The sequence below is a fragment of the Chitinophaga qingshengii genome (assembly GCF_014529935.1).
GTDB lineage: Bacteria > Bacteroidota > Bacteroidia > Chitinophagales > Chitinophagaceae > Chitinophaga > Chitinophaga qingshengii.
Map to the genome: position 1 here is coordinate 1494768 of NZ_JACVFC010000001.1, position 24125 is coordinate 1518892.

23 protein-coding genes and 1 pseudogene are annotated in these 24125 nt (G+C 50.4%); 18 read left to right on the forward strand and 6 right to left on the reverse strand.

The window, feature by feature from the left end; all coding sequences use genetic code 11:
• Window positions 1-117 precede the first annotated feature (117 nt).
• The 5 genes and pseudogenes from ICL07_RS05495 (at window position 118) to ICL07_RS05520 (ending at window position 3581) form a co-directional block, all read left to right on the forward strand.
• Entirely contained in the window at window positions 118-243 is a 126-nt protein-coding gene (locus ICL07_RS05495; protein ID WP_188086918.1) for a cytochrome c oxidase subunit 2A, read from the forward strand.
• 10 nt (window positions 244-253) lie between these two features.
• The gene (locus tag ICL07_RS05500) at window positions 254-706 is read left to right on the forward strand and encodes a cupredoxin domain-containing protein (protein ID WP_223151755.1); all 453 of its coding nucleotides are present in this window, start codon (window positions 254-256) and stop codon (window positions 704-706) included.
• A 96-nt stretch (window positions 707-802) separates the two neighbouring features.
• Window positions 803-2394 (forward strand): annotated as a pseudogene (locus ICL07_RS32380) (cbb3-type cytochrome c oxidase subunit I).
• Window position 2395: 1 nt separating this feature from the next.
• Window positions 2396-3055 (forward strand): SCO family protein, encoded by a 660-nt coding sequence (locus ICL07_RS05515; RefSeq protein WP_188086920.1) that lies wholly within the window; start codon window positions 2396-2398, stop codon window positions 3053-3055.
• Window positions 3045-3581 (forward strand): c-type cytochrome, encoded by a 537-nt coding sequence (locus ICL07_RS05520; RefSeq protein ID WP_188086921.1) that lies wholly within the window; start codon window positions 3045-3047, stop codon window positions 3579-3581. The genes ICL07_RS05515 and ICL07_RS05520 overlap by 11 nt, the downstream gene beginning before the upstream one ends.
• 125 nt (window positions 3582-3706) lie before the next feature.
• On the opposite strand, the gene ICL07_RS05525 is transcribed toward ICL07_RS05520, so the two are convergent.
• Together ICL07_RS05525 and ICL07_RS05530 are read right to left on the reverse strand one after the other, a co-directional pair.
• On the reverse strand, window positions 3707-4936 hold the full coding sequence (locus ICL07_RS05525) for a TlpA family protein disulfide reductase (RefSeq protein WP_188086922.1): 1230 nt from the start codon (window positions 4934-4936) through the stop codon (window positions 3707-3709).
• Window positions 4937-5015: 79 nt separating this feature from the next.
• A complete protein-coding gene (locus ICL07_RS05530) occupies window positions 5016-5237 on the reverse strand; it encodes a hypothetical protein (RefSeq protein ID WP_188086923.1) in 222 nt (73 codons plus the stop codon).
• A 13-nt stretch (window positions 5238-5250) separates the two neighbouring features.
• Here ICL07_RS05530 and ICL07_RS05535 point away from each other — a divergent pair, with 13 nt between their 5' ends.
• The 3 genes from ICL07_RS05535 to ICL07_RS05545 are packed head-to-tail and all read left to right on the forward strand — an operon-like array spanning window position 5251 to window position 7958.
• Window positions 5251-6204, forward strand: a complete 954-nt coding sequence (locus ICL07_RS05535) for a histidine kinase (RefSeq protein WP_188086924.1) — start codon at window positions 5251-5253, stop codon at window positions 6202-6204.
• A complete protein-coding gene (locus tag ICL07_RS05540) occupies window positions 6197-7258 on the forward strand; it encodes a sensor histidine kinase (RefSeq protein ID WP_188086925.1) in 1062 nt (353 codons plus the stop codon). Before ICL07_RS05535 ends, ICL07_RS05540 begins: the two co-directional genes overlap by 8 nt.
• A 4-nt stretch (window positions 7259-7262) precedes the next feature.
• Window positions 7263-7958 carry a LytR/AlgR family response regulator transcription factor gene (locus ICL07_RS05545; protein ID WP_188086926.1) on the forward strand — a complete coding sequence of 232 codons (696 nt, stop codon included), beginning with the start codon at window positions 7263-7265 and terminating at the stop codon, window positions 7956-7958.
• Between the two features lie 2 nt (window positions 7959-7960).
• Here ICL07_RS05545 and ICL07_RS05550 read toward each other — a convergent pair whose 3' ends face one another.
• Window positions 7961-8542 carry a PhnA domain-containing protein gene (locus tag ICL07_RS05550; RefSeq protein WP_188086927.1) on the reverse strand — a complete coding sequence of 194 codons (582 nt, stop codon included), beginning with the start codon at window positions 8540-8542 and terminating at the stop codon, window positions 7961-7963.
• Between the two features lie 222 nt (window positions 8543-8764).
• Between ICL07_RS05550 and ICL07_RS05555 the strand changes: the two genes are divergently transcribed.
• Both ICL07_RS05555 and ICL07_RS05560 read left to right on the forward strand, forming a co-directional pair.
• The gene (locus ICL07_RS05555) at window positions 8765-9007 is read left to right on the forward strand and encodes a hypothetical protein (RefSeq protein ID WP_188086928.1); all 243 of its coding nucleotides are present in this window, start codon (window positions 8765-8767) and stop codon (window positions 9005-9007) included.
• Window positions 9008-9238: 231 nt separating this feature from the next.
• A complete protein-coding gene (locus ICL07_RS05560) occupies window positions 9239-10258 on the forward strand; it encodes a glycosyltransferase family 9 protein (RefSeq protein ID WP_188086929.1) in 1020 nt (339 codons plus the stop codon).
• A gap of 87 nt (window positions 10259-10345) precedes the next feature.
• On the opposite strand, the gene ICL07_RS05565 is transcribed toward ICL07_RS05560, so the two are convergent.
• On the reverse strand, window positions 10346-10645 hold the full coding sequence (locus tag ICL07_RS05565) for a DUF3175 domain-containing protein (RefSeq protein WP_188086930.1): 300 nt from the start codon (window positions 10643-10645) through the stop codon (window positions 10346-10348).
• Between the two features lie 235 nt (window positions 10646-10880).
• Between ICL07_RS05565 and ICL07_RS05570 the strand changes: the two genes are divergently transcribed.
• Window positions 10881-11447, forward strand: coding sequence for an RNA polymerase sigma factor (locus ICL07_RS05570; RefSeq protein WP_188086931.1), 567 nt, complete (start codon window positions 10881-10883; stop codon window positions 11445-11447).
• Window positions 11448-11449: 2 nt separating this feature from the next.
• On the opposite strand, the gene ICL07_RS05575 is transcribed toward ICL07_RS05570, so the two are convergent.
• On the reverse strand, window positions 11450-11797 hold the full coding sequence (locus ICL07_RS05575; RefSeq protein WP_188086932.1) for a winged helix-turn-helix transcriptional regulator: 348 nt from the start codon (window positions 11795-11797) through the stop codon (window positions 11450-11452).
• A 107-nt stretch (window positions 11798-11904) separates the two neighbouring features.
• Between ICL07_RS05575 and ICL07_RS05580 the strand changes: the two genes are divergently transcribed.
• The 7 genes from ICL07_RS05580 (at window position 11905) to bglX (ending at window position 23115) form a co-directional block, all read left to right on the forward strand.
• Window positions 11905-12768, forward strand: a complete 864-nt coding sequence (locus ICL07_RS05580; RefSeq protein WP_188086933.1) for an alpha/beta hydrolase — start codon at window positions 11905-11907, stop codon at window positions 12766-12768.
• A 67-nt stretch (window positions 12769-12835) separates the two neighbouring features.
• Window positions 12836-13879: a FecR family protein gene (locus tag ICL07_RS05585; protein ID WP_188086934.1), complete on the forward strand. Its 1044-nt coding sequence runs from the start codon at window positions 12836-12838 to the stop codon at window positions 13877-13879.
• 69 nt (window positions 13880-13948) lie between these two features.
• A complete protein-coding gene (locus ICL07_RS05590) occupies window positions 13949-17146 on the forward strand; it encodes a SusC/RagA family TonB-linked outer membrane protein (protein ID WP_188086935.1) in 3198 nt (1065 codons plus the stop codon).
• A gap of 21 nt (window positions 17147-17167) precedes the next feature.
• Window positions 17168-18766 (forward strand): RagB/SusD family nutrient uptake outer membrane protein, encoded by a 1599-nt coding sequence (locus ICL07_RS05595; protein WP_188086936.1) that lies wholly within the window; start codon window positions 17168-17170, stop codon window positions 18764-18766.
• 11 nt (window positions 18767-18777) lie between these two features.
• The gene (locus ICL07_RS05600; protein ID WP_188086937.1) at window positions 18778-19740 is read left to right on the forward strand and encodes a DUF5017 domain-containing protein; all 963 of its coding nucleotides are present in this window, start codon (window positions 18778-18780) and stop codon (window positions 19738-19740) included.
• 168 nt (window positions 19741-19908) lie between these two features.
• Window positions 19909-20811 carry a TolB family protein gene (locus tag ICL07_RS05605; protein WP_188086938.1) on the forward strand — a complete coding sequence of 301 codons (903 nt, stop codon included), beginning with the start codon at window positions 19909-19911 and terminating at the stop codon, window positions 20809-20811.
• A 33-nt stretch (window positions 20812-20844) separates the two neighbouring features.
• A complete protein-coding gene (gene bglX, locus ICL07_RS05610) occupies window positions 20845-23115 on the forward strand; it encodes a beta-glucosidase BglX (RefSeq protein WP_188086939.1) in 2271 nt (756 codons plus the stop codon).
• A 164-nt stretch (window positions 23116-23279) separates the two neighbouring features.
• On the opposite strand, the gene ICL07_RS05615 is transcribed toward bglX, so the two are convergent.
• Window positions 23280-24044, reverse strand: coding sequence for an SDR family NAD(P)-dependent oxidoreductase (locus tag ICL07_RS05615; protein WP_188086940.1), 765 nt, complete (start codon window positions 24042-24044; stop codon window positions 23280-23282).
• Between the last annotated feature and the right edge of the window lie 81 nt (window positions 24045-24125).

Here is a 24125-nt window from a genome sequence, read left to right on the forward strand (position 1 = left end):
AAATAGTGGAAGCCCGGGACACAAAGCCCGGGCTTCGTATAAAAATAGCCTTCTGCACAGCAAACATTTCCGGCGTTTTTTTGTATAACAAGATGATATCTCTCAAAATCCTGTTTTATGCAAAACTCCAACAACCCGGAAAAATTCGTTCCCCGTGGTGCCATTGCTTTCTTTGCACTGCTGGTCGTGCTGGGACTGATAATATGGTTCGGTATCTATTTCCTCATGCTTTCCAGGATATAAACTGTTTCCTATGATTGACAAATTTGAGCGAAACGTCATCATTACGGCATTACTGTTATCCGGCCTTTTTATCTTTTCCCTGTTTTATGCGCTGGGCGCTAAAAAGGCTGATGTAACGGAATGCCTTCCCTACGACAAGTCATACGAAACCGCCAGGGTGAACCAGATCGACAAATCCACCTACCAGATCTTTTATGTAGCCCGTATGTGGAGCTTTGAACCGGCCATCGCCTATATCCCCGTAGGCAGCGAAGTAGATCTCTTCCTCACCTCACAGGATGTGGTACACGGTTTTGACATCTACAACAAAAACGTAAACCTGATGGGCGTTCCCGGCGGCGTTGCCAAAACCACCGTAACGTTTGACCAGCCCGGCGTATATAAGATTGTATGTCATGAATATTGTGGTACCGGGCATCAGAACATGCAGGCAGAAATAATCGTCAACTATCCCAAAAAATAAATCGCGATGAATGTAAGCAGGTACCTTAAGAACATCATACTTATAGAACTGTTTGTTCCGGTATTGTTACTGACCATTGGTATTTATCACGGGCTGATGCAGGTGATTTACCGGGCCGGCGTGATCCATCAGGCCTCTGTGGCTAAACTGGACTATTACCAGGGCCTCACGCTGCATGGTGTGATCAACGCCATTGTGCTCACCACCTTTTTTGCCGTAGCTTTCGGTCATGCTACCATTGCCTTTTTCCTGAAACAGGAACCAGGTCGAAAAGCCTCGCTGTTATCGTTGTTGCTGATGGTAGTGGGTACCGGGATGGCTGCAGCTGCCATGCTGTCGGGCAAAGCCTCTGTATTATACACGTTTTATCCGCCGTTAAAGGCGCATCCGGCGTTTTACATCGGCACCGCCATGCTCATTGTAGGTTCCTGGGTAGCCTACTGGGATTGGGCCGTGATATATGTACGCTGGAAAAAAGAGCACTCCCATGAAAACACGCCGCTGGCGGTGATAGGCACGCTGGTAAACTTCACCATCTGGTTCGTATGTACGCTGGCGGTAGCTTATGAGGTATTGATATTACTGGTGCCCTGGAGCCTGGGATGGACTGCCGGCGTAAACGTAATGCTGGCCCGCACCCTGTTCTGGTTCTTCGGACATGCACTGGTATATTTCTGGCTATTACCCGCCTATATTATGTTTTACACCATGCTGCCCAAACTGGCCGGGGTAAACTATATTCCGGTACGGCAGGGCGCATCGCCTTTTTCCTGTTTTTATTGTTTTCCATTCCAATCGGCGTACATCACCAGTTTGGCGAACCCTCCATTGGACGGGGCATTAAACTGACACAATCACTCCTTACTTTCGCCGTGGCTATTCCCAGTTTCATCACCGCCTTTACCATCGCCGCTTCGCTGGAACATGCCGCCTGGCTGAGGGGTGGCAGAGGATTATATCAATGGGTATGGAAACTGCCTTTCTTTCGCAAAGACGTGTTTCTTTTCGGGTACCTGATCAACGGACTTATTCTCTTCATCTTCGGCGGACTGACAGGCCTCGTAAACGCATCCTATTCACTGAACAATACTGTACACAATACAGCCTTTATACCCGGACATTTTCACCTCACCGTAGCCGGCCCGGTATTCCTGGCCATCCTGGGCATGTCGATTTTCCTGGTATCGCAGCTCACCGGTAAAAAGATATACCTGCCGGCTATCAATACCATTATACCTTATCTCTGGACCGTAGGGGTGTTGATTTTTTCTGCCGGACTGATGTGGGGCGGATTGATGGGAGAACCCCGGCGGACCAATATGGGCCTCACCTATCTTAATCCCGCCAGCGAACAGTACCACCCGTACTGGGTAATTTCCAGTATGCTGGGACTGGCAGGCGGTGGTATTATGTTTACCGCCGGTGCACTGTATTTCGTTGTTTTCTTCGGCACTTTCCTGCGTAAACGAAGTGCAGCTCCCATGATCGATTTCCCGGTGAGCGAGAGCCTGCACGAAGAAAAAAGGATACCGTTGTTCGACACCTTCCGGCCATGGCTGTTAGTGATGGGCTTCATTATCCTGATGGCCTACCTGCCTGCTATTTCCGATGCGCTGAACAACACCGGCAGAAAGGCGCCGCCTTATCTGCCTACAGATCCCACCCCTATCGTGACCAAAAAACCATGATATGTATCAACGTTTCCGGCATATACTGTATTCCTGGAAAGTGGCCGTACTGGCGCTTATCTGCATGCCTTTGCTGGCTTACAGCCTGGTACGGTGGACGGAAGACCGTTATAGCCGGCTACCCTGGTTCGGTCCCAACAACACCCCGGTAAACGGTCCGCAACAAGCCGCCGTCCTACCGGTATTTGTTTTCACCAATCAATACGGCCATACGGTCACGAATACACGATTGCAACAACAGATCACAGTGGCCAATTACTTTTTCACGTCCTGCCCTGTGGTATGCCCGGCGATGATGAAACAGCTGCAACGGGTACGGACCGCCTTCCCTCATGATAGCAGCGTGTGCCTGGTCTCCCTAACGGTAGACCCTATACGCGACAGCAGCGCTGCCCTGTTACGTTACAGCCAGCGCCTGGCTTTACCGGCGCAGGGCTGGGAACTGCTGACCGGCGATAAACCATCGCTTTACCGCTTCGCCCGCAAAGGACTTTACATCACGGCTACCGATGGCGACGGCGGACCGGATGATTTCATTCATAGTGAAAATATCGTACTGCTCGACCGGCGACAACATATCCGGGGTTATTACAATGGTACGTCTGCGACAGCCACCGATCAGCTGATAGCAGACATCAAAAAACTACAACATGAACGGTAAACTGATCAGCGTTATAGTATTACTTTGTTGCTGCCTGCAAGCCACCGCAGCAGATCCTGCAACAGGTAAGAAACTGTTCCAGGCACGCTGCGCCTCCTGCCATAACGTAAATAAAAAACTCACCGGTCCAGCCCTCGCAGGTGTAGATCAACGGCGCAGTGAAGACTGGATCATCCGGTTTGTGAAGGCTTCCCAAAGTATGATCAAAGCCGGCGATAAAACAGCCTTGGAAGTATATAACGCCAATAACCAGGTGGCCATGCCAGACCATCCGGACCTGAGCGACGACATGATCCGCGATATCCTCGCCTTTGTAAAGGAAGAAGCCAGTAAAGCTCCCCAGGCCGATGAAGCTCCCTTCTCCAGGCCAGGGCAAAAAGAGCCCAACCTGATGCCACTCAGCATCTATAACCTGCCTTTTATGGTCGCTTATATTGTACTGGTAATGATTGTTATTATCCTGCTCGTATTCCTCGTGAATGTAAAAGGTTACGAGCATCATATGGAAGAAAAGAAGAAGGAATAAAAAAGGCCCCGCAGCAGAAGCTGCAGGGCCGAACGATTACAAACCAAACACCGGTTAAAGTCGTTCGTCCGGTATTGCACCGGGGGTAATCATCAGGTCTCTTTTATTGGTTGGTTGTTGATTGATCAGAAGCCCATCATCGGTACAGCTGCGGCCTTTTTAGGAGCTGCCTGGCTGCCTTTGGCAATAATATCTTTGATCTTTTTCTCAGTATCATCGCCATAACCGGTAAAACGCTCTACGATCTTACCTTCGCGGTCTACCAGGTAGAGGGTGGGAATACCGGAGAACTGGAATTGTTCCATGGTTTTATCTTTGTTGTCGCTCAACAGTTGCTCCCAGGGCATGCTTTCATCTGCCATTGCTTTTTTCCAGGCTTTCTGATCTGTGTCGATGGAAATGCTCACTACTTCAAAACCTTTTTCTTTATACTCGCTGTACAGTTCCTTTACTTTAGGAATAGCCTGACGGCAGGGACCACACCAGCTGGCCCAGAAATCTACCAACAGATATTTGCCTTTGTATTTTTCCAGTCCTTCGGTAGTACCGGTTGCACTGGGGTATTTTACGGAAGGCATCGGTTCACCGGTTTTCAGCTTCATAGCCTGTGCTCTGTTGGTGATGATGGTTTGCTTCAGCTGCTGTGCTTCGGTGAGCCAGGGATAACGTTTGATCAGCGTTTCCAGCATACCCATCGCTTTTTCGTAGTCTTTGGTATTTTCTGTACCCGCCATGCCACGCAGCGCATACACCAGTACCGGGCGGTCAACAAAAGAGCGGATCAGCACTTCTTCCCTGATCTTGTAGTCATCCCGCATAGGATTGTAGCGCTTTGTATTTTTCATATAGGCGAACCAGGTAGTATCCGTCGCTTTTTTCGCCCAGTACTCCATGTTGTATTCGTCAATCATACGGCGGTAACTCAATTCTCCATTGAGTGTCATCATATTGATGAAATTGTTGTCATAAGATCCTTCCACATAGTTATAATGTGGAATTTTCACTTTGTGCTTAGCGGTATCATAACCTCTCATCGCCACTTTTACGTCAGCATCGCTCCAGAAGCTGGCGCGGTCCCAATGCAATGCATCAATGATGTATACCCCCTGATGATCTTGTTTGATATGAAAGGTGAAAGTATTGTCTTTGTCTACCACGGTGGAATCCACGATGACCGGTTTACCGGAGAAATTATCTTTGGACAGCCATACTTTCTGTGTTGCTTGTCCCGGATCAGTAAATTCAACGGTTCCTTTTACAGTGATAGATTTTACCGGTTTGTTCTGCTGGGCGAGCAGTACCACCGGAGCGGCCAGCATGGCCAGTAACACGCCTGTTTTCAGTCCTTTTCTCATGTTTTTTCAGTGTTGATGGTTTTAGTTATTTACTATAGTCAGCCTGGGATGGAGTGACGTTGCCAAAATAAACCTCCTGTTATTTTTTGGGGCAGATAATGGACATACCGGATACGTAAATGTATATTCCGGCCATTTGCAGGGATGAACCGTTTAACGGGTCTTTTGTCATATTTCCGCCAGGGCAAAGGCTTCCAAGGGTACCATCGCCCTTATCCAATGGACGAACCGGCGCCTCGGAGGGACGAAAAAAATAAGCCGCCACCGGTGCTGAAAAAAAGAGGGCATATATTATCTTCATCGTCTGTTAACGTATGCGGCATAATAAACCATACCGGTATTTTACGCACCTGGTGGTGTGGATGGCATTGATTCTTCTCTATGCTTATCCGGCTATTAAGGCCAACTGGCAAGGTCCTATGGCGCTAAAGTATGTGCTGGTACGGCAGGTATTGTATGGATGTATCAATTTTCAATTGTTTTTTCTGCTGGCATTTGTATGGTTGCCGGCTCCTGTTGCCAGGCGGCAATATCGCCGGGTGGTCGTCATCAGTTTATTGACTGTATGTGGGTTTGCGCTGATGAAGTATTTCATCGGATATGTCTTTTTCCCCGACCAGGTATTGATAAAAATGTTTGCCATGGTAGGTTATAAAAACACCTACATGAGCTTTCCCTATTATTTTCTGACGGCCACGAGAACGGGGCTGGGCGTGGCGTTGCTCGCCTATAGCTACCGGTTGCTGTTGCAGCGGCAACAAACCGGGCCTCAGGACCGTCAGCTGGCAACCGCCGCGGAAGCAGCACGGGAACGGTATGTACGGATGCAGGAAAATTCACGCCTGTTATTGCACCATCTTCAACAACTCACCCCTATCCTGGAAGATGAACGAAAACGGGACCAGGAAGGCGTAAAAGCTATCCTGCTGCTGTCTGATCTGTTGCGTTATATGTTGTATGACAAAGCCCTGGAGAAGGATACTGTCGGTCTGCCTAAAGAACTGCTCTATTTTGAAAGATATATCGCGCTCCGCAGCCTTTGTCACAGCGACCAGCCATTGACATTTTCTGCCAGTGGCGATACCCAGCAGGGCACATTGGCGGCCTTACAGTTACAACATACCACCGAAACGGCTTTACAACAGCTGCATAGCGGTCCGGTGGCCGTCCGGGTACAGGTAAAACCTGGTCGGCTACTACTCAGTCTTCAGCAGCATGCCGCCCCGGAACAACATTATCAATTTAAAATATATCCCGATCATGCCTGAGATACGCCGCCATACACGGGAGTTCATGCTATTGCTGGGCGGCTGGCTCGTACTGGCATACAGTAGTAACATGCTCACGATGCCCCGGTTTACGCCGGAGAGTCTCCGCTGGTTACATATCAACAGCAGTTTCCTGGGCCTGCTCAATTTTCTGTTATTCTATGGTTGCTATCGCTGGATAGCGGTGCCGCTGCTCGAAAAACAGCGCCGCCCACTGCTGCCCGGTATACTGTTATTGGTACTTCCCGTTTTTACCTTCCTGAAATACGGACTGATAAAGCTTTTTTTCGCTCAGGACCTTTTATTCCGGGGATATAGAATTGAAAACCACCAGCGGGTAGATATCTATATATCGCCGGCGGAATTCCTCGTAACGGGACTATGGAATAGTGCCATCATCGTGATAGCCGCCTTCTCCTTCCGCTTGTTCCTGCTCTGGCTACAGGAAGAAAAAAAACGGGCCACCTTGCAACAACAGCAGCTACAGGCCGAATCCGGCTTTCTGAAGATGCAGCTCAATTCCCATTTCCTGATCAATAGTCTCAACAGTATTTATTCCCTGGCGCTGATGGGTTCTCCGGAGGTGGTGAGGGCCAATAAAACATTGACACAGCTGCTGGCCTATATGGTAGACCAGCCTTCTGATATCGCCTACCAGGCGCCTGTCGCCGAAGAAATACGCTACTTACAGGATTTTGTGAGCCTGCAACGGCTGCGTACCGGTTTTGACGAAGGTGTTATTTTCAGTATGCCGGATACTTTGCCGGACAAAACGATTGCCCCCCTGTTGCTGGTACCTTTTGTGGAAAATGCCTTCAAACATGGCGTCAGTAACCGGCCAGGCAAGCCCGTCACCATTTCACTGGCCTGCAACGAACAACAATTATTATTCAGCGTACATAACTATGTTTCCGGGCAACAACGCGATAAAACAGGGGGTATAGGGCTGGACAATGTCCGCAAACGCCTGCAACTCCTGTATCCGGGCCGGCATGCGCTAACGATCCGGGATACCGGAGCAGAATATTTCAGTAACTTAGTAATCAATTGGTAAAGGTATGGGAGTAAAGTGTATCGTAGTAGATGATGAGCCACTGGCAGCGCAGGTATTGGTATCGTTTATCCATAAAACGCCCGATTTGCAGCTGGTGAAGGTTTTCCATAACCCTGTGGAGGCATTGGCTTTTGTGAAGCAGGAAAAGGTGGATCTTATCTTCCTGGATATACAGATGCAGGAGCTCAGCGGGCTGGAACTAATGCAGCTGGCGCCTCCGGGGGTGCAGGTAGTATTGGTATCGGCCTATGATGAATATGCTGTAGAAGGTTTTGACCGGGAGGCGATTGATTATCTGCTGAAACCCGTGTCTTTTGAGCGGTTTGCCAGGGCTGTGCAACGGGTACTGGCCCGCAGCACGGTCACCGTTTCACAGCCGGCCGGCACCGATTATATTTTTGTCCGTACCGATAAAAGAATCGTACGGGTAGATGTGAAAGACATCCTTTTTGTAGAAGCACTGCGCAACTACGTGGCCATCCAGACCGTCAAAACAAAGATCCTCACTTTACAGAACCTCCGCAGTTTTGAAGAGATACTGGCGCCATTCCGTTTTTTACGGGTGCATAAATCCTATATCATCTCGCTGGATAAAATAGATAGCATAGAAAAACAACGCATTTTCACGGGGGCTCATTGTGTACCTATTGGCGATGCATACCTGAAACAATTCATGGAAGCCATCAGTATGCCGCGATAGATTTAGTTTTGTTTTCTTGTGTATTTGGTCAGAATCACAATCAGCTGCCCTTCAATCTTTCCTTCAATCTGTTCTGTGTTGTCTTCCACCAGGCGGATGTTTTTTACAACAGTGCCCATTTTAGCGTTCAGGGTAGAACCTTTCACATCAAGGGATTTGATGAGCGTTACGCTATCGCCGTTCTGTAATACGTTACCGTTGCAGTCGCGGTGCAGCTCCACCACATCGTCATTGTCATGATCGCCGGTAGCCTGCGCCCAGGTCAGTGTTTCCTCATCGAGGTACATCATATCCAGGCTTTCCATAGCCCAGCTTTCCTTTTTCAGGCGGTGCAGCATGCGCCACGCCAGTACCTGGATACCCGGCACTTCGCTCCACATCGCCGTGGTGAGGCAGCTCCAGTGTTTGCTGTCCAGTTCCGCCTTACGGTCGATCTGCGCACGACAGGTGTCACAAATCAGTACGGTGCTGTCCGGGCCGTCACCGGAGCGGGGGGCCACATCATACATGTTCAGTTTGTCTGTTGCGCCACACAACTCACATTGGTGGCCGCTTCTCTGTTGTAGTTGTTCTTCCAGTTTCATAATTCATTCGCTAAAAATGCGGGGGCAAAGATACTGTTTTTTACGGGTACAGCCTTAAGCGGGGATTTTTTAACGGAGACAAGCTGTAAAATAACTCCCATTCTGTATCCATTTCCCCGATTGGATGAGTAAGGGTTTCCGCAGAATCGTTTCCTTAACAGCGGTCTATGCACGCTGGCATCATGGCGTATTCTTTGAACATAGCATATTAAAATCATGCTTATGTTATTTCCATCATTCATATCAACCATCCGGCGTAGACGCCCATCGTTTTTACGAAGTGCAGCAGCGCAGCGCATATGCGCTGGTGTTGACCCATCCGGCAATCCGGCTCCAGCGGAAAGCGAGACTGTAGAAGACACTGATTCTGTACTCGACGAAGAAAATAATCTCTCTGATGAAGAGGCCGACAAGATTGAATGGGAACCTGAAGAAGAACAAGAGGAAAGTTCAGGAAACGCCTGAACTACTGCCACTAACCCATTAAGTTCATCTATAACCATCACTTATGTTCACCCTGGGTATAAATGCTGCATTTCATGACTCAGCCGCCAGCCCGGTACCAGCCATACCCTTCGCCATATCGCAGTAATGCTGGTCACCTCCGCCGTGATCCCTTTTCTTTCGGTGTATTGGCATATCTATGGTATGATCAGGCACCGGTCATTTTTTACCTAACGATTAATGTTCATGATTATGTTACAGAATGTGCAACGTATTATCATGCTAAGGGCACTGAAACCGGGCGATCTTCTTTGCACTGTTCCTGCTTTCAGAGCGCTGCGGCTGGCTTACCCCAAGGCGCATATCACACTCGCCGGACTGCCATGCGCCGGGGCTTTCCAGGAACGATTCTCTCATTATATTGATACGCTGGTTCATTTTCCCGGTTACCCCGGACTACCGGAGCAGGAACCGGATAGCGCCGCATTCGCTGCTTTTATGCAACAGCAGCAACAGGTGCATTACGACCTGGCATTACAAATGCAGGGCAACGGCTCCATTGTAAACGATATCGTCCGGCAATGGAAAGCTACCTATACCGCAGGTTTTGTACCTACCGGCGAAAGGCCTCCCGGCCCGCTGTTCATCAACTATCCCGAACGGCTACACGAAATTAACCGGCATCTTCATTTGCTGGAACATACCGGTATACCGGCTACAGACACTATGCTTGAATTCCCGCTGACATCAGCAGATAAAAGGGCTTATGATGCGCTGGCATTAGGCATGGGTGGGTTTGAATACATCTGTATCCACCCCGGCGCCAGTGTGGCAGCCCGGCAATGGCCTCCAGCCTACTTCGCCGCCATAGCCGATTACCTCGCCAGCGATGGCTGGAAAATTATCCTTACCGGCACGGCACAGGAAAAACAGCTGACAGCGAAAGTAAAAGGATATATGCGGTTTCCGGTTATTGACCTCGCAGGAGGCACTTCATTAGGTTGTATGGCGCAACTGATCCGGAATAGCCGCGCCCTGGTATGCAACTGCACGGCCATATCCCATATTGCCGCTGCGATGGCCACACCCAGCCTCGTCATCAGCATGGATGGAGAACCACACCGCTGGGCCCCGCTCAATCACTATCTTCACCGTACCATTGACTGGACCCAACAGCCTACCATGGAACATATTTACCGGTTGGCCGATGAACTGATGGCACGTACCAACTATCGCCAGCCCTCCTTTACACCAACTGTAATACCTTGTTGACCGCCTGTAACACATTTTCCAGCCGAAAGGCCTGATAGATGCTACCGCACTGAAAAAATCAAGGCAAGTCACAAATAGCCCGGGCATTTATTCGCGGTGAAATACTTTCCTGAGTTCGTCCTTCGCTTCTTCCAATACCTTCTTCTGTTTTTCAGGAAGATTTTTGCCGGCCCTGTTGATATAAAAATTCAACATAGACATGGCCGACTGATAAGGAGTACCTTTACGACGATTGCTGCGGCTGGCGGAGCGTTTCAGGGAAGCGGCGATCTCCGCAGGATCGGTGGATTTAAAAATGCCGCCTTTCAGGTCCATGGCATTACTGGTGCTGGTTACCCGGGCCGACCATTTCCGTTTGGGGCGGGAAACTTTTCTTTTTGTTGTCATGATCTGTTTTTTTTAACACCATACAAAAAAAATGCCCCGGCAGTACCGGTTCTGTTAACCGTTTAATAACATCCCTCTCCCGGCCAGGATTACCGGGCCATTTTCCCCTCTTCCCATTCCTTCATTGCCATCGATTGGAAAAAGGATTACTTTTTTACTATCTTGGAAACGGGTATGTGCCAAACAGCCACCCACGTTATGTTGTATTATTGTTGATCATATCACTTTGTGCGTCATGAATACAGATGTTTTGAAAGAACAGGATTACTGGACCAGATTTCAAAACGGAGACCCTGTTGCCTACCGGCACATCTATGAAAAACACTGGGATAAGCTGTTTAATTATTGTTACCAGGTGATCCCGGATGCAGACGATTGTAAAGATGTGATGCAGGACTACTTCACCCAGCTCTGGCAGCACCGGGCAGCGTTTCCGGTACCGGACCGCACCGAAGCTTTCCTCATGACCCTGCTTAAATACCGGGTCATTGATGCGCTGCGCAAAAAACATATCCGTCATAAACATAGTCTTCTGTTTAAAGCCCTCCAGGATGCTGAAGGCACGGATGCCTATGCCCCGGTGCTATTCCGGGAAGAACTCGAAAAGTTCCATCAATATTTCAGTGAATTACCGGAGAAACTCCGGAGCGTATTCCGGCTGCATTACATCGATGCGCTCTCTGTGGAAGAGATCGCCACTCTTTCCTCCAAATCCAGCCAGACCGTACGTAACCAGCTGAACATAGCCTCCGGCAGGCTGCGGGCCCAGCTGAAAGACAGTCTTACCTCCCTGTTACTGTAAGGTTACGGGTGTTCAATACCATATTCCTTCATGAGTTTCTTTCCATAGCGGATGAGTGTTTCCACCACCGGAAGCGCCTCCTTTCCCTTTTCGGTAATGCTATACTCCACTTTAGGCGGCACAGCGGCATACACCTGCCGGTGTATCAGTCCGGATGCCTCGAGGTCTTTCAACTGCGTGGTCAGCATTTTATGCGTGATATGCGGAATATCTTTTTTGAGTTCGCCATAGCGCAGGGTCTTATCCCGCAGACGCCATAGAATAGGCATTTTCCAGGTACCTCCTATATGAGACAAGGCGAACTCTATAGGGTTATAATAAACTTTTCCGTCGTGCTGAAATTCCGGCATATGTGTATCAGTCCAATTCTTTCCTAAAAGTAAGTATTACACAAAAAAGTACATACTATCAGCGATAGATCATAAAAATCAAATTTGCATAAATAATTTTATAAACGATGGAAAAAATCAATCTGGCGGCCTTTAGAAAAGAACTGGAAGAGGCGGCCACCCGATGGTCAAAAGAAAAAATGCCGGTTAAAGATGTAACAGACAAACAAATACACCAGGATTTGTCCATCAGGATTTACCGGCAGCAAACCACTCCTGAAAAATTACCGGTACTGCTTTTCCTGCATGGCGGTGGTTGGGTAAGAGGCAATTTACAGACACATGATGACCTATGCCGTCAACTGGCTGCCGGCGGGCATTTTATGGTGATATCTGTAAATTACCGGCTGGCGCCGGAACACCCGTTTCCTTATGCCATCAACGACGCTTTCACCGCTCTGCAGTGGATAATTGCGCATGCAGATGATATCCGGGCAAACGCAGGCAGCATAGCGGTAGGCGGCGACAGTTCCGGAGGCAACCTCGCCATAGCCCTCTTGCAACAGGCAATGGAAAACGACATTACCCTGAAGGGACTGGTAGTAGCCTATCCACCGTTAAACTACCAATTCGACACGCCCTCCTATATTCAGTATGCGGAAGGGTATGGCTTAACGAAAGACCTGATGAAACAACTCTGGGATATGTACCTGGGTGATGTTACCCATGCAAAGAACCGTTTGGCCTCCGTGATACAAAACGATTTTTCCGGCTATCCTCCCACCTTAATCATTGGATCGGATAAAGATCCGCTCCACGAGGACGGCAGGCAGTTATTCAACAAAATGGTACTGGCCGCCGTGGCCGTTACCTATTCTTTTTACCCGGGCACCCGTCATGCCTTTCTGTTAAGAACCGCGATAGAAAAAGCCGCCACTACGGCGCAACAGGAAATCATCGGTTTTCTGAAAAACAAGATATTCATCTCCTGAAAAAAAAATTTCCATCGGAATGGTTATCTGTATGCCGGCATACGACTAAGCTACAGAAACCGTTTTCATGGGGCAGGATCAACCAACATCAGACATATTATACCAACTGATAGAAAAATACCGGCGGGGCGACTGTAGTCCGCAGGAAACAGCTTTGCTGCTGAAGTGGCTGGACGCCACCGGACAGCAGTTGCCCCCCGTAGAAGACGCTGACACCCTGCAGCTCAGCACCCGCCTGCGCGGGGAAATATGGGCTGAACAGGAAAGGTTATTTACCCTACAGGCGCCGGCTCGCTACCGGAAATGGCGTATACCGCTTACCGTGGGAACCGCTGCCGCTGTTCTTGTAGCCGCCCTGTACCGGTGGCCGCATCCTGCACCTGTTACAGTTCCCATCGCACAATCTGCCGGTGTATCCGCTCCGGTGGCTCACGATTCTGTTATCATGAATACCAGCGGCCATAAGCACCTGCTGCGGCTGCCCGACGGCACCGCCATCACTTTATGGCCACGTTCTACCCTGCACCTGCCGGTACCCTGGCCCGCCGCCGGCAAAGACATACGGCTCAACGGGGAAGCGCTGTTTGAAATCGCTCCCGATGCACATCACCGTTTTAGTGTCAATACCAAACGGTTTACCGCTACCGTGTTAGGAACCGTGTTTAAAATCATTGCCTACGACAGTGCCGCTACCGGCAGGCTACAGCTGATATCCGGCCGTGTGATGGTACACAACCGCCAGGAAAAAACAGCGCCGCTGTACCTGTCGCCCGGCGATAGCTATCATGCCGGCAACAACGCACAACGCCTGCTCCCCGCAGAGAAAACAACACACGCTCTAAAGGCTGTTGCTCCGGAGGAAGGTTCCTTCGTTTTTAAAGACAGTATATTTCACTTTAACAATACACCGCTAAACAAAGTATTTAATGCTATCAGCCATCAATACGGTATATCCATAACTTATGCGTCCACACTGCAATTGCAGCGGAGAAAATATACCGGCGACATCAAAACAACCAAATCATTGGATGACATACTGGTAACACTGGCTGCCCTGAATGACCTGCACGTAGATTCAACAGCCAGCGGTTATTTCATCAACAAAAAATAAAAATACGCTACACCATGTATCATCTTCCCCCGCGGGGAAGCAAGATTGTATTGTCCTAAAACTACACATATGAAGCTAAGACTACCTCCTTTGGCACTGGCCTTATTACTACTACTCCTGTTGCCCTGGCGATCGTTACAGGCGCAGGATAAAACAGCTATTAAAGGGCTGGTAACAGACGATAAAAATGTTGCCCTGCCCGGAGTGTCCGTAGAGATATCCGGTAAAATAGCCAAATACAAAGCCGCTACCGTCACCGATGAAAGCGGTCTCTTTACTTTCCGTAACCTGCCGGACAACAATTACATCCTGACGTTTTCGTACATAGGTTACAGTAAGAAAGTGGTGGACAACTACCGCTACAAAAAAAACGAAGTGCTGACACTCTCCGTTGAGCTGACACCGGAAGCCTCTACCCTCAACGATGTGATGGTAGTCGGTTACGGTGCCGTCAGAAAAAGAGACCTGACCGGTTCTGTAGAAAAAGTAAACATGAAAGACGCTATGAATGCGCCTGTCCGTTCCTTTGAAGAGTTCCTGGCAGGCCGTGTCGCCGGCGTACAGGTCAGTTCTGTAGACGGCCAGCCCGGATCCGCCATCAACATCGTGATCCGTGGTAACAACTCTATTTCGCAGGATAACTCTCCACTCTACGTGATAGATGGTTTCCCGATCGAAAATCCGGACAACAATGCCCTGAACCCGGAAGACATAGAAAACATCGAAGTGCTGAAAGACGCCTCCGCTACCGCTATCTATGGCGCCCGTGGCGCTAATGGCGTCATCATCATCTCCACTAAAAGAGGTAAGGAAGGTAAACCAACCCTCACTTTTTCCACCACCTACGGATGGCAACACAACCTGAAAAAGATAGACCTGATGTCGCCCTATGAATATGTGCGTTATCAGCTGGAAAGAGACGACAACCCTACTGATACTACCAGTCCCACTGCCATCTACCTCCGTGATGGCAAAACACCGGACTCCTACAAATCCGTAAAAGGCATCGACTGGCAGGACATGATGTTCCGCGACGCGCCCATGCGCAGCCATAACCTGTCGCTCTCCGGTGGCAACAAATCCACCCGTTACGCTATCTCCGGTTCGGCCTATGACCAGCAGGGCACCATCATTAACTCGTATTACAAACGGTACCAGGGCCGGGTACGGCTGGACCAGGAAGTCAACAAAAGACTGAAAGTAGGTATCAATATCAACTACAGCTATCTGCTGCGTTCGGGTATCAGTCCCTCCCCTGCCAGCAACAGCGTGGCCACCGGTCTGCTTTATGGCGTATTCGGTTCTGCCCCGCTCAACGCGCCACAGTCCGGCCCCGGCCTGGAAGAGGAACTCTTCGACGACAACATCGACATCGGGCAGGATTATCGTATCAACCCGGTCATCAACCAACGTAACCTGCAACGGAGAAACATCTCTAAAGTACTTACCGCCAATGGTTTTGCAGAGTATACCATCCTTCCTGAACTGAAACTGCGTGTAAGCGGTGGCGTAGACAACAGCCTGGTCCGTTATGAATCGTTCAACAACTCCCAGACACTGTATGGCAGCAAAAGAACTACACTGGGCGCTACTTATGGCGTTAACGGTTCCATCAGCTTCTCCGGCAGCGATACCTGGCTCAATGAAAATACCCTTACCTGGAACAAACGGTTCCGGAAAAAACACAGTATCAATGTAGTAGCCGGTATGACCGAACAGGGGGGCAAAACCTCCACCTATGGCTTTGGTTCCGGCAACCTGCCCAACGAAAGCCTGGGCCTTTCCGGTCTGGATGAAGGCACCCCCATGCCCAGCGCCACCCGCGCCGCTACCTCGCTGTGGAATATGGTGTCTTTCCTGGGAAGAGTGAATTACAGCTATCAGTCAAAATACCTCTTCACGCTTTCCTATCGTGCAGACGCTTCTTCCAAATTTGCGGAAGGCAACCGTTGGGCCTACTTCCCTTCCGGCGCGGTGGCCTGGCGTTTTTCCGATGAAAAATTCATGAAAGGGCTCTCCGTTCTGTCCGATGGTAAACTGCGCCTCACCTACGGCCTCACCGGCAACAACCGTGTAAATGATTTCGCGTACATGGCTACTTACGGATTGCCTATCGGCAGCACCTATATTTTCAACAATGCCTATCAAAGCAGCATGATACCGCGCACTATTGCCAATCCCAACCTGAAGTGGGAAACCACAGCGCAACTCAATGCCGGATTGGACCTTTCCTTCTTCCGAAACCTGTTATCCGTTACCGTGGACGTATACCGTAAACGCACCAACGATTTGCTGCTGAATGCCAGCATGCCCACTTCTACCGGTTATGCAGCTGCCTACAAAAACATCGGCAGTATGCAAAACCAGGGCCTGGAGCTGGCTATCAGCGCCACACCGGTGAACAAAAAGAACTTTACCTGGAACAGCAGCTTCAACATCTCCTTCAACCAAAGCAAGGTGCTTTCCCTGACGGAAGGACAAGAAACGATCACCGCTGCCGTTTCCTGGGACAATAACTGGTCCTCTCTCCCTGCCTATATTTCTAAAATCGGGATGCCGCTGGGTAACATCTATGGGTTCATCTGGGATGGCGTATACGGCTACGACGACTTCAACAAAACCACCGGCGGCGGTTACATCCTCAAAGACAATGTGCCCACCAACGGCAATACCCGCGGCCTCATTAAACCCGGTGACATCAAATACCGCGATATCAACGGCGACGGCGTAGTAAACGCTTCCGACTATACGGTTATCGGCAGGGGGCTGCCTATCCATACCGGTGGTTTCAACAACAGCTTTACCTACAAACAGTTTGATCTGAACATCTTTTTCCAGTGGTCTTATGGTAACGATATCCTGAACGTGAACCGCCTGCTGTTTGAAGGCAATATCTTCAAACGCAGTTATCTCAACCAGTTTGCCAGCTACGCCGACAGATGGACGCCGACCAACACCAGCAGTGACATGTTCCGGGTAAATGGTTATTATGGCGGCGGATATTCCTCCCGCACTGTGGAAGACGGCTCCTATCTCCGTCTGAAAACGCTGGCGCTGGGATACAACCTCCCCAGGAATATCACCTCCCGGCTTAAGATCAACAGCCTGCGTATCTATGCCGCCGCACAAAATGTAATCACCTGGACCAAATACAAGGGCATGGACCCGGAGGTGAGCACCTTCAACTCCGTGCTGACGCCGGGCTTCGATTATTCATCGTATCCCCGTTCCAGGACTATCACCTTTGGTGCCAACCTGTCTTTCTAAACCGTATAAAGCAATTGAACCATGAAACGATATTTTCTCTACAGCATATTCCTTTGCCTGGGGCTTTCCGGTTGTAAGAAATTCCTCGGCACCCAGCCAACGGATTTCCTGACGCCCGATGATTATTACAACACCGAAAGTAAACTCATGAGCGCACTGGCAGGGGCCTACCAACCGCTGTCATCCGCCGCCCTCTACGGCGATGCCATGTTCTTTTACCTGGGTTGCGGCACCGATGAATGTTTCCGTGCCACCGCTTCTTCCACCAGCGGCGCCTGGGTGTATAACTACGACTATACGGAGCCTTATGTCAATGGTATGTGGGCAACCCTTTACGTGGGTATTGAGCGTGCCAACCAGCTGATTAAAAACATCGATCTGGCCCCCATGGACGATACCAAACGAAAAGCCATCCTGGGAGAAGCGCTGTTTTTAAGAGGCTATTATTACTTTATGCTGGTGAGCACCTATGGTGATGTACCGCTGCAAACCAAGCCCACCGCCTCTCCCAGCGACATTACCCGTCCACGTACCCCGGCCCGGGAGGTATATGCCCAGATACTGGACGATATGCAGAAAGCAGAGAACTACGTGTATACCTCCACCAGCCTGGGCTACAGCAGCCGTGTCAGCAAAACTGCCGTAGAAGGTGTTCTCGCCCGGGTATGCCTTACCATGGCCGGGTACCCGCTGCTGGACAACAGCAAATACGCCGATGCCCTGAAATGGGCATCCAAAGTACAGGCCTCCGGTGAACATTACCTGATTTCCGCAGCTGTCAATCCCGACGGCGATAACAACAGCGGCTATAGCCAGGTGTTCGTCAACGAGATGCAGGAAAAATACGATGTCCATGAAACCATGTGGGAAGCCGAACAGAAAGGTAACCGCACCGACGGCTACACCTCCAACGGCCGCCTGGGCAATGATATCGGCATCGGCTATACGGCCCCTAACTACGCCGATTCCGGCTACTGCTACGGTACCGTCCGTATTACCGAAAGGCTCTATAAACTGTACGGCAAAGGGGATCTTCGCCGGGATTGGAATATCGGCGCTTTTTCCTACAATGCAGCCGGCGCCCGCGTATACTACGCCGCCAATAAAATCTATGACCGCTGCGCTGCCAAATGGCGCCGCACCTACGAAACACTGACACCAAAAGATAAAAACTATACCGGCACCAACTTCCCGCTGCTGCGCTATGCCGATGTGCTGCTGATGCTGGCAGAAGCAGAAAACCAGGTCAACGGTCCTACCCAAACAGCGTACGACGCCATCAATATGGTACGCAGACGGGGTTACGGCTTGCCGGTCAATACTCCCAGCGCAGTGGCCGATCTGCCGGCGGGCCTCGGTCAGCAAGCTTTTCTCCAGGCCATACAGGATGAACGCGCCCGGGAGCTTTGTTTCGAAACATTCAGAAGACCGGACCTGATCCGCTGGGGCATTTTCATCCCTACCATGAAAGCAGTAGCAGCAGAATTTAAAGCCTATAACGGCACCTACGCCTATGGCGCTATCGCCGGCAACAATGTGTCCGAAAAACATCTGCTGTACCCGATTCCCAGCAACGAAATTTCCGTTAACAAAGCAGCCGTGCAAAATCCCGGCTGGTAAATTTACTCTTCATGCAATCTTCGTATATACGTTTCCGATATATCGCCGCGATCGCCGTACTGCTGACCAGCATCGCCTGTAAAAAAGAGCTGCCGCTCAAATCGCCGGACTTCGACGCTACCGTAGCCAAAAACAGTTACAGCGTAAACGACACCATCGCATTTCAATTCAGCGGACAGCCGGATTTTATTACGTTTTATGCCGGTCTTCCCGGCAGCCGCTATGAATACCGCGACCGCACCACACAAGCCGGTACGCCGGTATTACAGTTTACCTCCGCGAGAGCGAATGGCAGTCAACCCAACTCCCTGCAGGTAATGGTATCCGCCGATTTCGCCGGCGTAGCTGCAGATACGGCCATTACGCTTGCCAACATCGGGAAAGCCAGCTGGACGGATATTACCGGCAAAGCGGTACTGTCTGCCGGCGCCGCTGCCAACTCCGGCCCGATCGATCTTTCGGACTTCGCCAACGCGGGGAAGCCTGTCTATCTCGCGTTCCGGTATACTGCTGTAGCCGGCTCCGTACAGAATAAGTGGACCATCACCAACCTGACGGTCAACAATAACCTGAAAGATGGCACCACTTACCTGATCGGCAATCTCAATGCTTTTAACACTGCTATTATCAACTACGGCAACTCCAGCTTCAGCCCCGGATGGGTGTCCTACAAGATCGCCAACACCTATGCCTGGACTATCTCAGCAGGTACTTCACTGGTGATCACCGGCGCCACCAATAAAGACCTCGCCGCCCCGGCGGAGGCCTGGGTTTTCATGGGACCGCTGAACCTGCAAAAGGTCACACCGGATGCCGGCGTACCCATTAAAAACGTGGGAGAGAACATGAGTAAGTTTCCTTACAACTACCAGTACACCACACCGGGTACCTATAAGGCTACTTTTGTAGGGGCCAACATCAACAAAGATCAACAGAAAAGTGTGGTAAAGACACTGGATATAACCATACGATAGGCCATACAGGTAAGCCTCCGGAACGTTCCGGAGGCTTACCCTTTATCTTCCCTGAAAATTCCCTCGTTCATATCAAAAAGACTTTTTATCTTTCCATTGTACCAGGCCCCTATAGCAGAGCTTTCCCCCGACAGACAATTATTCCTGAAACCCTGCCGTATCACACACATGACTATACGTATTCTGACAGGCATCCTTGCCTTTCTTTTTTACGCGGGTTGTCTCCAGGCACAGGCGCCGGCCGGCGTACATAGCTACCTCGAAACCATTGACATCGCTACCGGCAAACGCCGCGTGGTGTATTCCGAAGCGGCCCTGCTGGAAGCACCTAACTGGTCGAAAGATGGCCGTTACCTTCTTTTCAACAAAAAAGGCAGGTTATACCGGTACTGGCTAAACGACCGTATCGTGGACGAGTTACCTTTTGACAGTACCCTGCAGGCCAACAACGATCACGGTTTCTCTCCGGATGGCTCTCAACTGGCTATCAGCGGCGGTATCAGCGGTTCCCATATTTTCACCGCTTCCGCTGAAGGTGGTCCTTTGCAACAACTCACCGCACAGTCGCCCTCCTACTGGCATGGCTGGAGTCCTGACAGTAAAACGCTGGCTTTCGTCGGACTTCGTAACGGCGACTTCGATATCTACACCATTCCCGCTGCCGGAGGCCCCGAAAAGCGCCTCACCCGGGAGAAAGGCCTGGATGACGGGCCGGACTATTCTCCCGATGGCCGGTACATTTATTTCAATTCCTATCGCAGCGGCCGCATGCAGATCTGGCGGATGGCCGCTGATGGCCGCGACCCGGAGCAGCTCACCGACGACCGCTATGCTAATTGGTTTCCGCATCCCTCGCCCAACGGGAGATGGGTGGTATTTCTCAGCTTCATGGAAGACCAGCGCCAGGAACACCCTTTCGGAAAAGACGTGCAACTACGTTTACTCGACATCGTTACACAGACCGTTCGTGATTTAACACCGGTTTTCTTTGGGGGACAAGGCACAATCAATGTACCTTCGTGGTCACCCGATGGCCGGAAACTAGCCTTTGTATCATATCGTATACCCTGACATGCCCTGCCAACAGGCTTTAAAATACACGAGATGAAGAAGATATTAATCGGACTACTGATGGTAGTCGCCATGGAAACACATGCACAGGATGCAAAAATGAATGCCTACATCAACAACCTGATGGGCAAAATGACATTAGAAGAAAAAATCGGTCAACTCAACCTGGTAGTACCGGGAGGGGGCACCGTTACCGGTTCGGTGGTCAGCCAGGGAGTGGATGATAATATCCGTAAAGGCAACGTAGGCGGACTTTTCGGCATCACCGGTCCCGATAAAATCCGTAAAATACAGGACATCGCCGTTAAAAATTCCCGCCTGCATATCCCTCTTATTTTCGGGCTGGACATTATCCACGGGCACAAAACCATTTTCCCTATTCCATTAGGTCTCTCCGCTTCCTGGGATATGGGACTGATAGAACGCAGCGCCCGTATTGCTGCGCAGGAAGGTACCGCTGACGGTCTCTCCTGGGCCTACTCCCCCATGGTAGACATCAGCCGCGATCCGCGATGGGGCCGTATTGCAGAAGGTTCCGGTGAAGACCCTTACCTGGGCTCCCGCATCGCCGAAGCCATGGTGCGAGGCTACCAGGGCAAAGATTACAGTCAGGGTAACACCCTCATGGCCTGCGTAAAACACTTCGCCCTCTACGGCGCCGCAGAAGGAGGCCGCGACTACAACTCCGTAGACATGAGCCGCATCAAAATGTACCAGTACTATCTCCCTCCCTATAAAGCCGCCATCGATGCCGGCGCAGGCAGTATCATGACCTCCTTCAACGATGTGGATGCGGTGCCCGCAACGGCCAACAAATGGCTGCTCTCCGACCTGCTCCGCAAACAATGGGGCTTCAAAGGTCTGGTAGTAAGCGACTACACCGCTGTCAATGAAATGATGGCCCATGGCCTGGGCGACCTGCAAACGGTATCCGCCCTGGCACTCAAAGCCGGTCTGGATATGGATATGGTGGGCGAAGGATTCCTGACCACCCTGAAAAAATCATTACAGGAAGGTAAAGTAACACTGCAGGACATTAACAATGCCTGCCGCCGCGTACTGGAAACCAAGTACAAACTGGGACTCTTCGAAGATCCCTATCGTTATATCAAAGAAGACCGCCCCGCTAAAGATATCCTCACACCGGCCAACAGAAGCGCTGCGCGTGAAATTGCGGCCCGTTCCTTCGTGCTGCTGAAGAATGAACGGCAAACACTGCCGCTGGCCGGCAAAGGCACCATTGCCCTCGTAGGTCCGCTGGCCGACAGCAAAAACAACATGCTCGGCACCTGGGCCGTATCCGGCGACCTGCAACAGGCCATCACTGTCCGCGAAGGTATCCGTAACGTAGCCGGCAACAACGTAAAAGTACTGTACGCCAAAGGCGCCAACCTTACCGACGATACCACGCTCGCCAAAAATGTGAATGTATTCGGCCCCCGTGCCGAAATGGACAGCCGTACCCCCGAAGCCATGCTGCAGGAAGCGCTCGATGCCGCTAACAAAGCCGATGTGGTAGTTGCCGTATTGGGTGAAGCCTCCGAAATGAGCGGTGAAAGTGCCAGCCGCAGCAACCTCGACATTCCCGAAAGCCAGCAGATACTGCTTAAAGCACTGGTGAAAACCGGTAAACCGGTGGTACTCGTACTCATGAATGGCCGTCCGCTCACCCTTACCTGGGAAGATGCTCATGTGACTGCCATCCTTGATACCTGGTTTGCCGGCACCGAAGCAGGCAATGCCATCGCTGATGTGTTGTTTGGCCATTACAACCCATCCGGCAAAATCACTGCCAGCTTCCCCCGTAACGTAGGACAGATACCGGTCTTTTACAATCATAAACATACCGGCCGCCCACTGGAAGGCAACACTTTCCAGAAATTCAAATCCGATTACCTCGATGTTCCCAATACACCGCTGTATCCTTTTGGTTATGGCCTCAGCTACACCACCTTCGCCTACAGCGATGTGAAAGTAAGCAAGTCAAACCCCGCCGGTAACGAAACCATCACTGCCAGTGTCACCGTTACCAACACCGGCAAATACGCAGGCGAAGAAGTAGTGCAGCTCTACCTCAGCGACCCCGTAGCCTCGGTTACCCGCTCCGTTCAGGACCTCATCGGTTTCCGTAAAATATCCCTGCAACCCGGCGAAAGCAAGGAAGTATCTTTCCCCATTTCCACACAGGACCTGAAGTTCTATAACAGCAACCTCCAGTATGTATGGGAACCCGGTGAATTCATCATCCGCATTGGTACCAGCTCTGCGGAAACGAAGCCGGCGAAGATTGTTTGGAGCAAATAATACCTGATTATTATTCGCAGGAAACAAAGGAAAATCACAACGGGAATAAAAAAATAAAAACAGCCATGGCATCTTGTCCATGGCTGTTTTTATTTTCATCTACCTAAATAATAGCCGCCCAAATCACGAATCAGCGAAATCAGCAGTAATCATATCCGTCACTGTTAGAGATGTATTCCTCCCGATACCTCTATCCGTTGCCCGTTAATCCATCTGCCATCTTCTGTCAGCAGGAAAGCCACTACGCCGCCGATATCCTCCGGTAGCCCCACACGTCCCAGTGCGGTAGCATTCGCGATATTCTTGTTGATCTCCGGCGTATCCCTTACACGGCCGCCTCCAAAATCGGTTTCAATAGCGCCCGGTGCAACGGAATTAACCGCGATACGGCGTGGCCCCAGTTCCAGCGCCAGGTAACGGGTGAGGGAATCTACGGCGCTTTTCATGGAACCATAAATAGCGCTGCCGGCATAGGCAAAACGGGCCAGACCGGAAGAAAGATTAATAATCCGGCCACCATCGTTGAGCAAAGGCAAAGCCTGCTGTGTCAGGAAAAACACACCTTTATAGTGAATGTTTAATGCAGTGTCGAATTCTTCTTCGGTAGCTTCTGCGAAAGGTTTATACAAGGCTGTACCGGCATTGTTCACCAGGAAGTCAAAATGATCTGCCTGGAAAATATCTGCCAGCACTGTTTTCAGCCGGCGGAAGAAATCAGGAAACCCTTTGATATTACTGCTATCCAGCTGAAGGGCAGCTGCTTTACCACCGCTTTTTTCAATGGCCGCTACCACTGCATCGGCCTCGTCTTTACGGCTGTGATAGGTGATCACCACATCGATACCTTTTTCTGCAATGCGTAAAGCCATATTTCTACCTAGTCCGCGGCTACCGCCGGTTACCAGTGCTATTTTTTTCCGGGATGTCATAAATACTTTTTTTTGTTTGAATAATACAAAGGTAGAACCGTTATTGTTGCGGCTGGTTGTGCGTATCAATCCATTATTTGC

Coding starts and splice junctions, on each gene's coding strand:
- ICL07_RS05495 (WP_188086918.1), top strand. CDS start 118: ATGCAAAACTCCAACAACCCGGAAAAATTCGTTCCCCGTGGTGCCATT.
- ICL07_RS05500 (WP_223151755.1), top strand. CDS start 254: ATGATTGACAAATTTGAGCGAAACGTCATCATTACGGCATTACTGTTA.
- ICL07_RS05515 (WP_188086920.1), top strand. CDS start 2,396: ATGTATCAACGTTTCCGGCATATACTGTATTCCTGGAAAGTGGCCGTA.
- ICL07_RS05520 (WP_188086921.1), top strand. CDS start 3,045: ATGAACGGTAAACTGATCAGCGTTATAGTATTACTTTGTTGCTGCCTG.
- ICL07_RS05525 (WP_188086922.1), bottom strand. CDS start 4,936: ATGAGAAAAGGACTGAAAACAGGCGTGTTACTGGCCATGCTGGCCGCT.
- ICL07_RS05530 (WP_188086923.1), bottom strand. CDS start 5,237: ATGAAGATAATATATGCCCTCTTTTTTTCAGCACCGGTGGCGGCTTAT.
- ICL07_RS05535 (WP_188086924.1), top strand. CDS start 5,251: ATGCGGCATAATAAACCATACCGGTATTTTACGCACCTGGTGGTGTGG.
- ICL07_RS05540 (WP_188086925.1), top strand. CDS start 6,197: ATGCCTGAGATACGCCGCCATACACGGGAGTTCATGCTATTGCTGGGC.
- ICL07_RS05545 (WP_188086926.1), top strand. CDS start 7,263: ATGGGAGTAAAGTGTATCGTAGTAGATGATGAGCCACTGGCAGCGCAG.
- ICL07_RS05550 (WP_188086927.1), bottom strand. CDS start 8,542: ATGAAACTGGAAGAACAACTACAACAGAGAAGCGGCCACCAATGTGAG.
- ICL07_RS05555 (WP_188086928.1), top strand. CDS start 8,765: ATGTTATTTCCATCATTCATATCAACCATCCGGCGTAGACGCCCATCG.
- ICL07_RS05560 (WP_188086929.1), top strand. CDS start 9,239: ATGTTACAGAATGTGCAACGTATTATCATGCTAAGGGCACTGAAACCG.
- ICL07_RS05565 (WP_188086930.1), bottom strand. CDS start 10,645: ATGACAACAAAAAGAAAAGTTTCCCGCCCCAAACGGAAATGGTCGGCC.
- ICL07_RS05570 (WP_188086931.1), top strand. CDS start 10,881: ATGAATACAGATGTTTTGAAAGAACAGGATTACTGGACCAGATTTCAA.
- ICL07_RS05575 (WP_188086932.1), bottom strand. CDS start 11,797: ATGCCGGAATTTCAGCACGACGGAAAAGTTTATTATAACCCTATAGAG.
- ICL07_RS05580 (WP_188086933.1), top strand. CDS start 11,905: ATGGAAAAAATCAATCTGGCGGCCTTTAGAAAAGAACTGGAAGAGGCG.
- ICL07_RS05585 (WP_188086934.1), top strand. CDS start 12,836: ATGGGGCAGGATCAACCAACATCAGACATATTATACCAACTGATAGAA.
- ICL07_RS05590 (WP_188086935.1), top strand. CDS start 13,949: ATGAAGCTAAGACTACCTCCTTTGGCACTGGCCTTATTACTACTACTC.
- ICL07_RS05595 (WP_188086936.1), top strand. CDS start 17,168: ATGAAACGATATTTTCTCTACAGCATATTCCTTTGCCTGGGGCTTTCC.
- ICL07_RS05600 (WP_188086937.1), top strand. CDS start 18,778: ATGCAATCTTCGTATATACGTTTCCGATATATCGCCGCGATCGCCGTA.
- ICL07_RS05605 (WP_188086938.1), top strand. CDS start 19,909: ATGACTATACGTATTCTGACAGGCATCCTTGCCTTTCTTTTTTACGCG.
- bglX (WP_188086939.1), top strand. CDS start 20,845: ATGAAGAAGATATTAATCGGACTACTGATGGTAGTCGCCATGGAAACA.
- ICL07_RS05615 (WP_188086940.1), bottom strand. CDS start 24,044: ATGACATCCCGGAAAAAAATAGCACTGGTAACCGGCGGTAGCCGCGGA.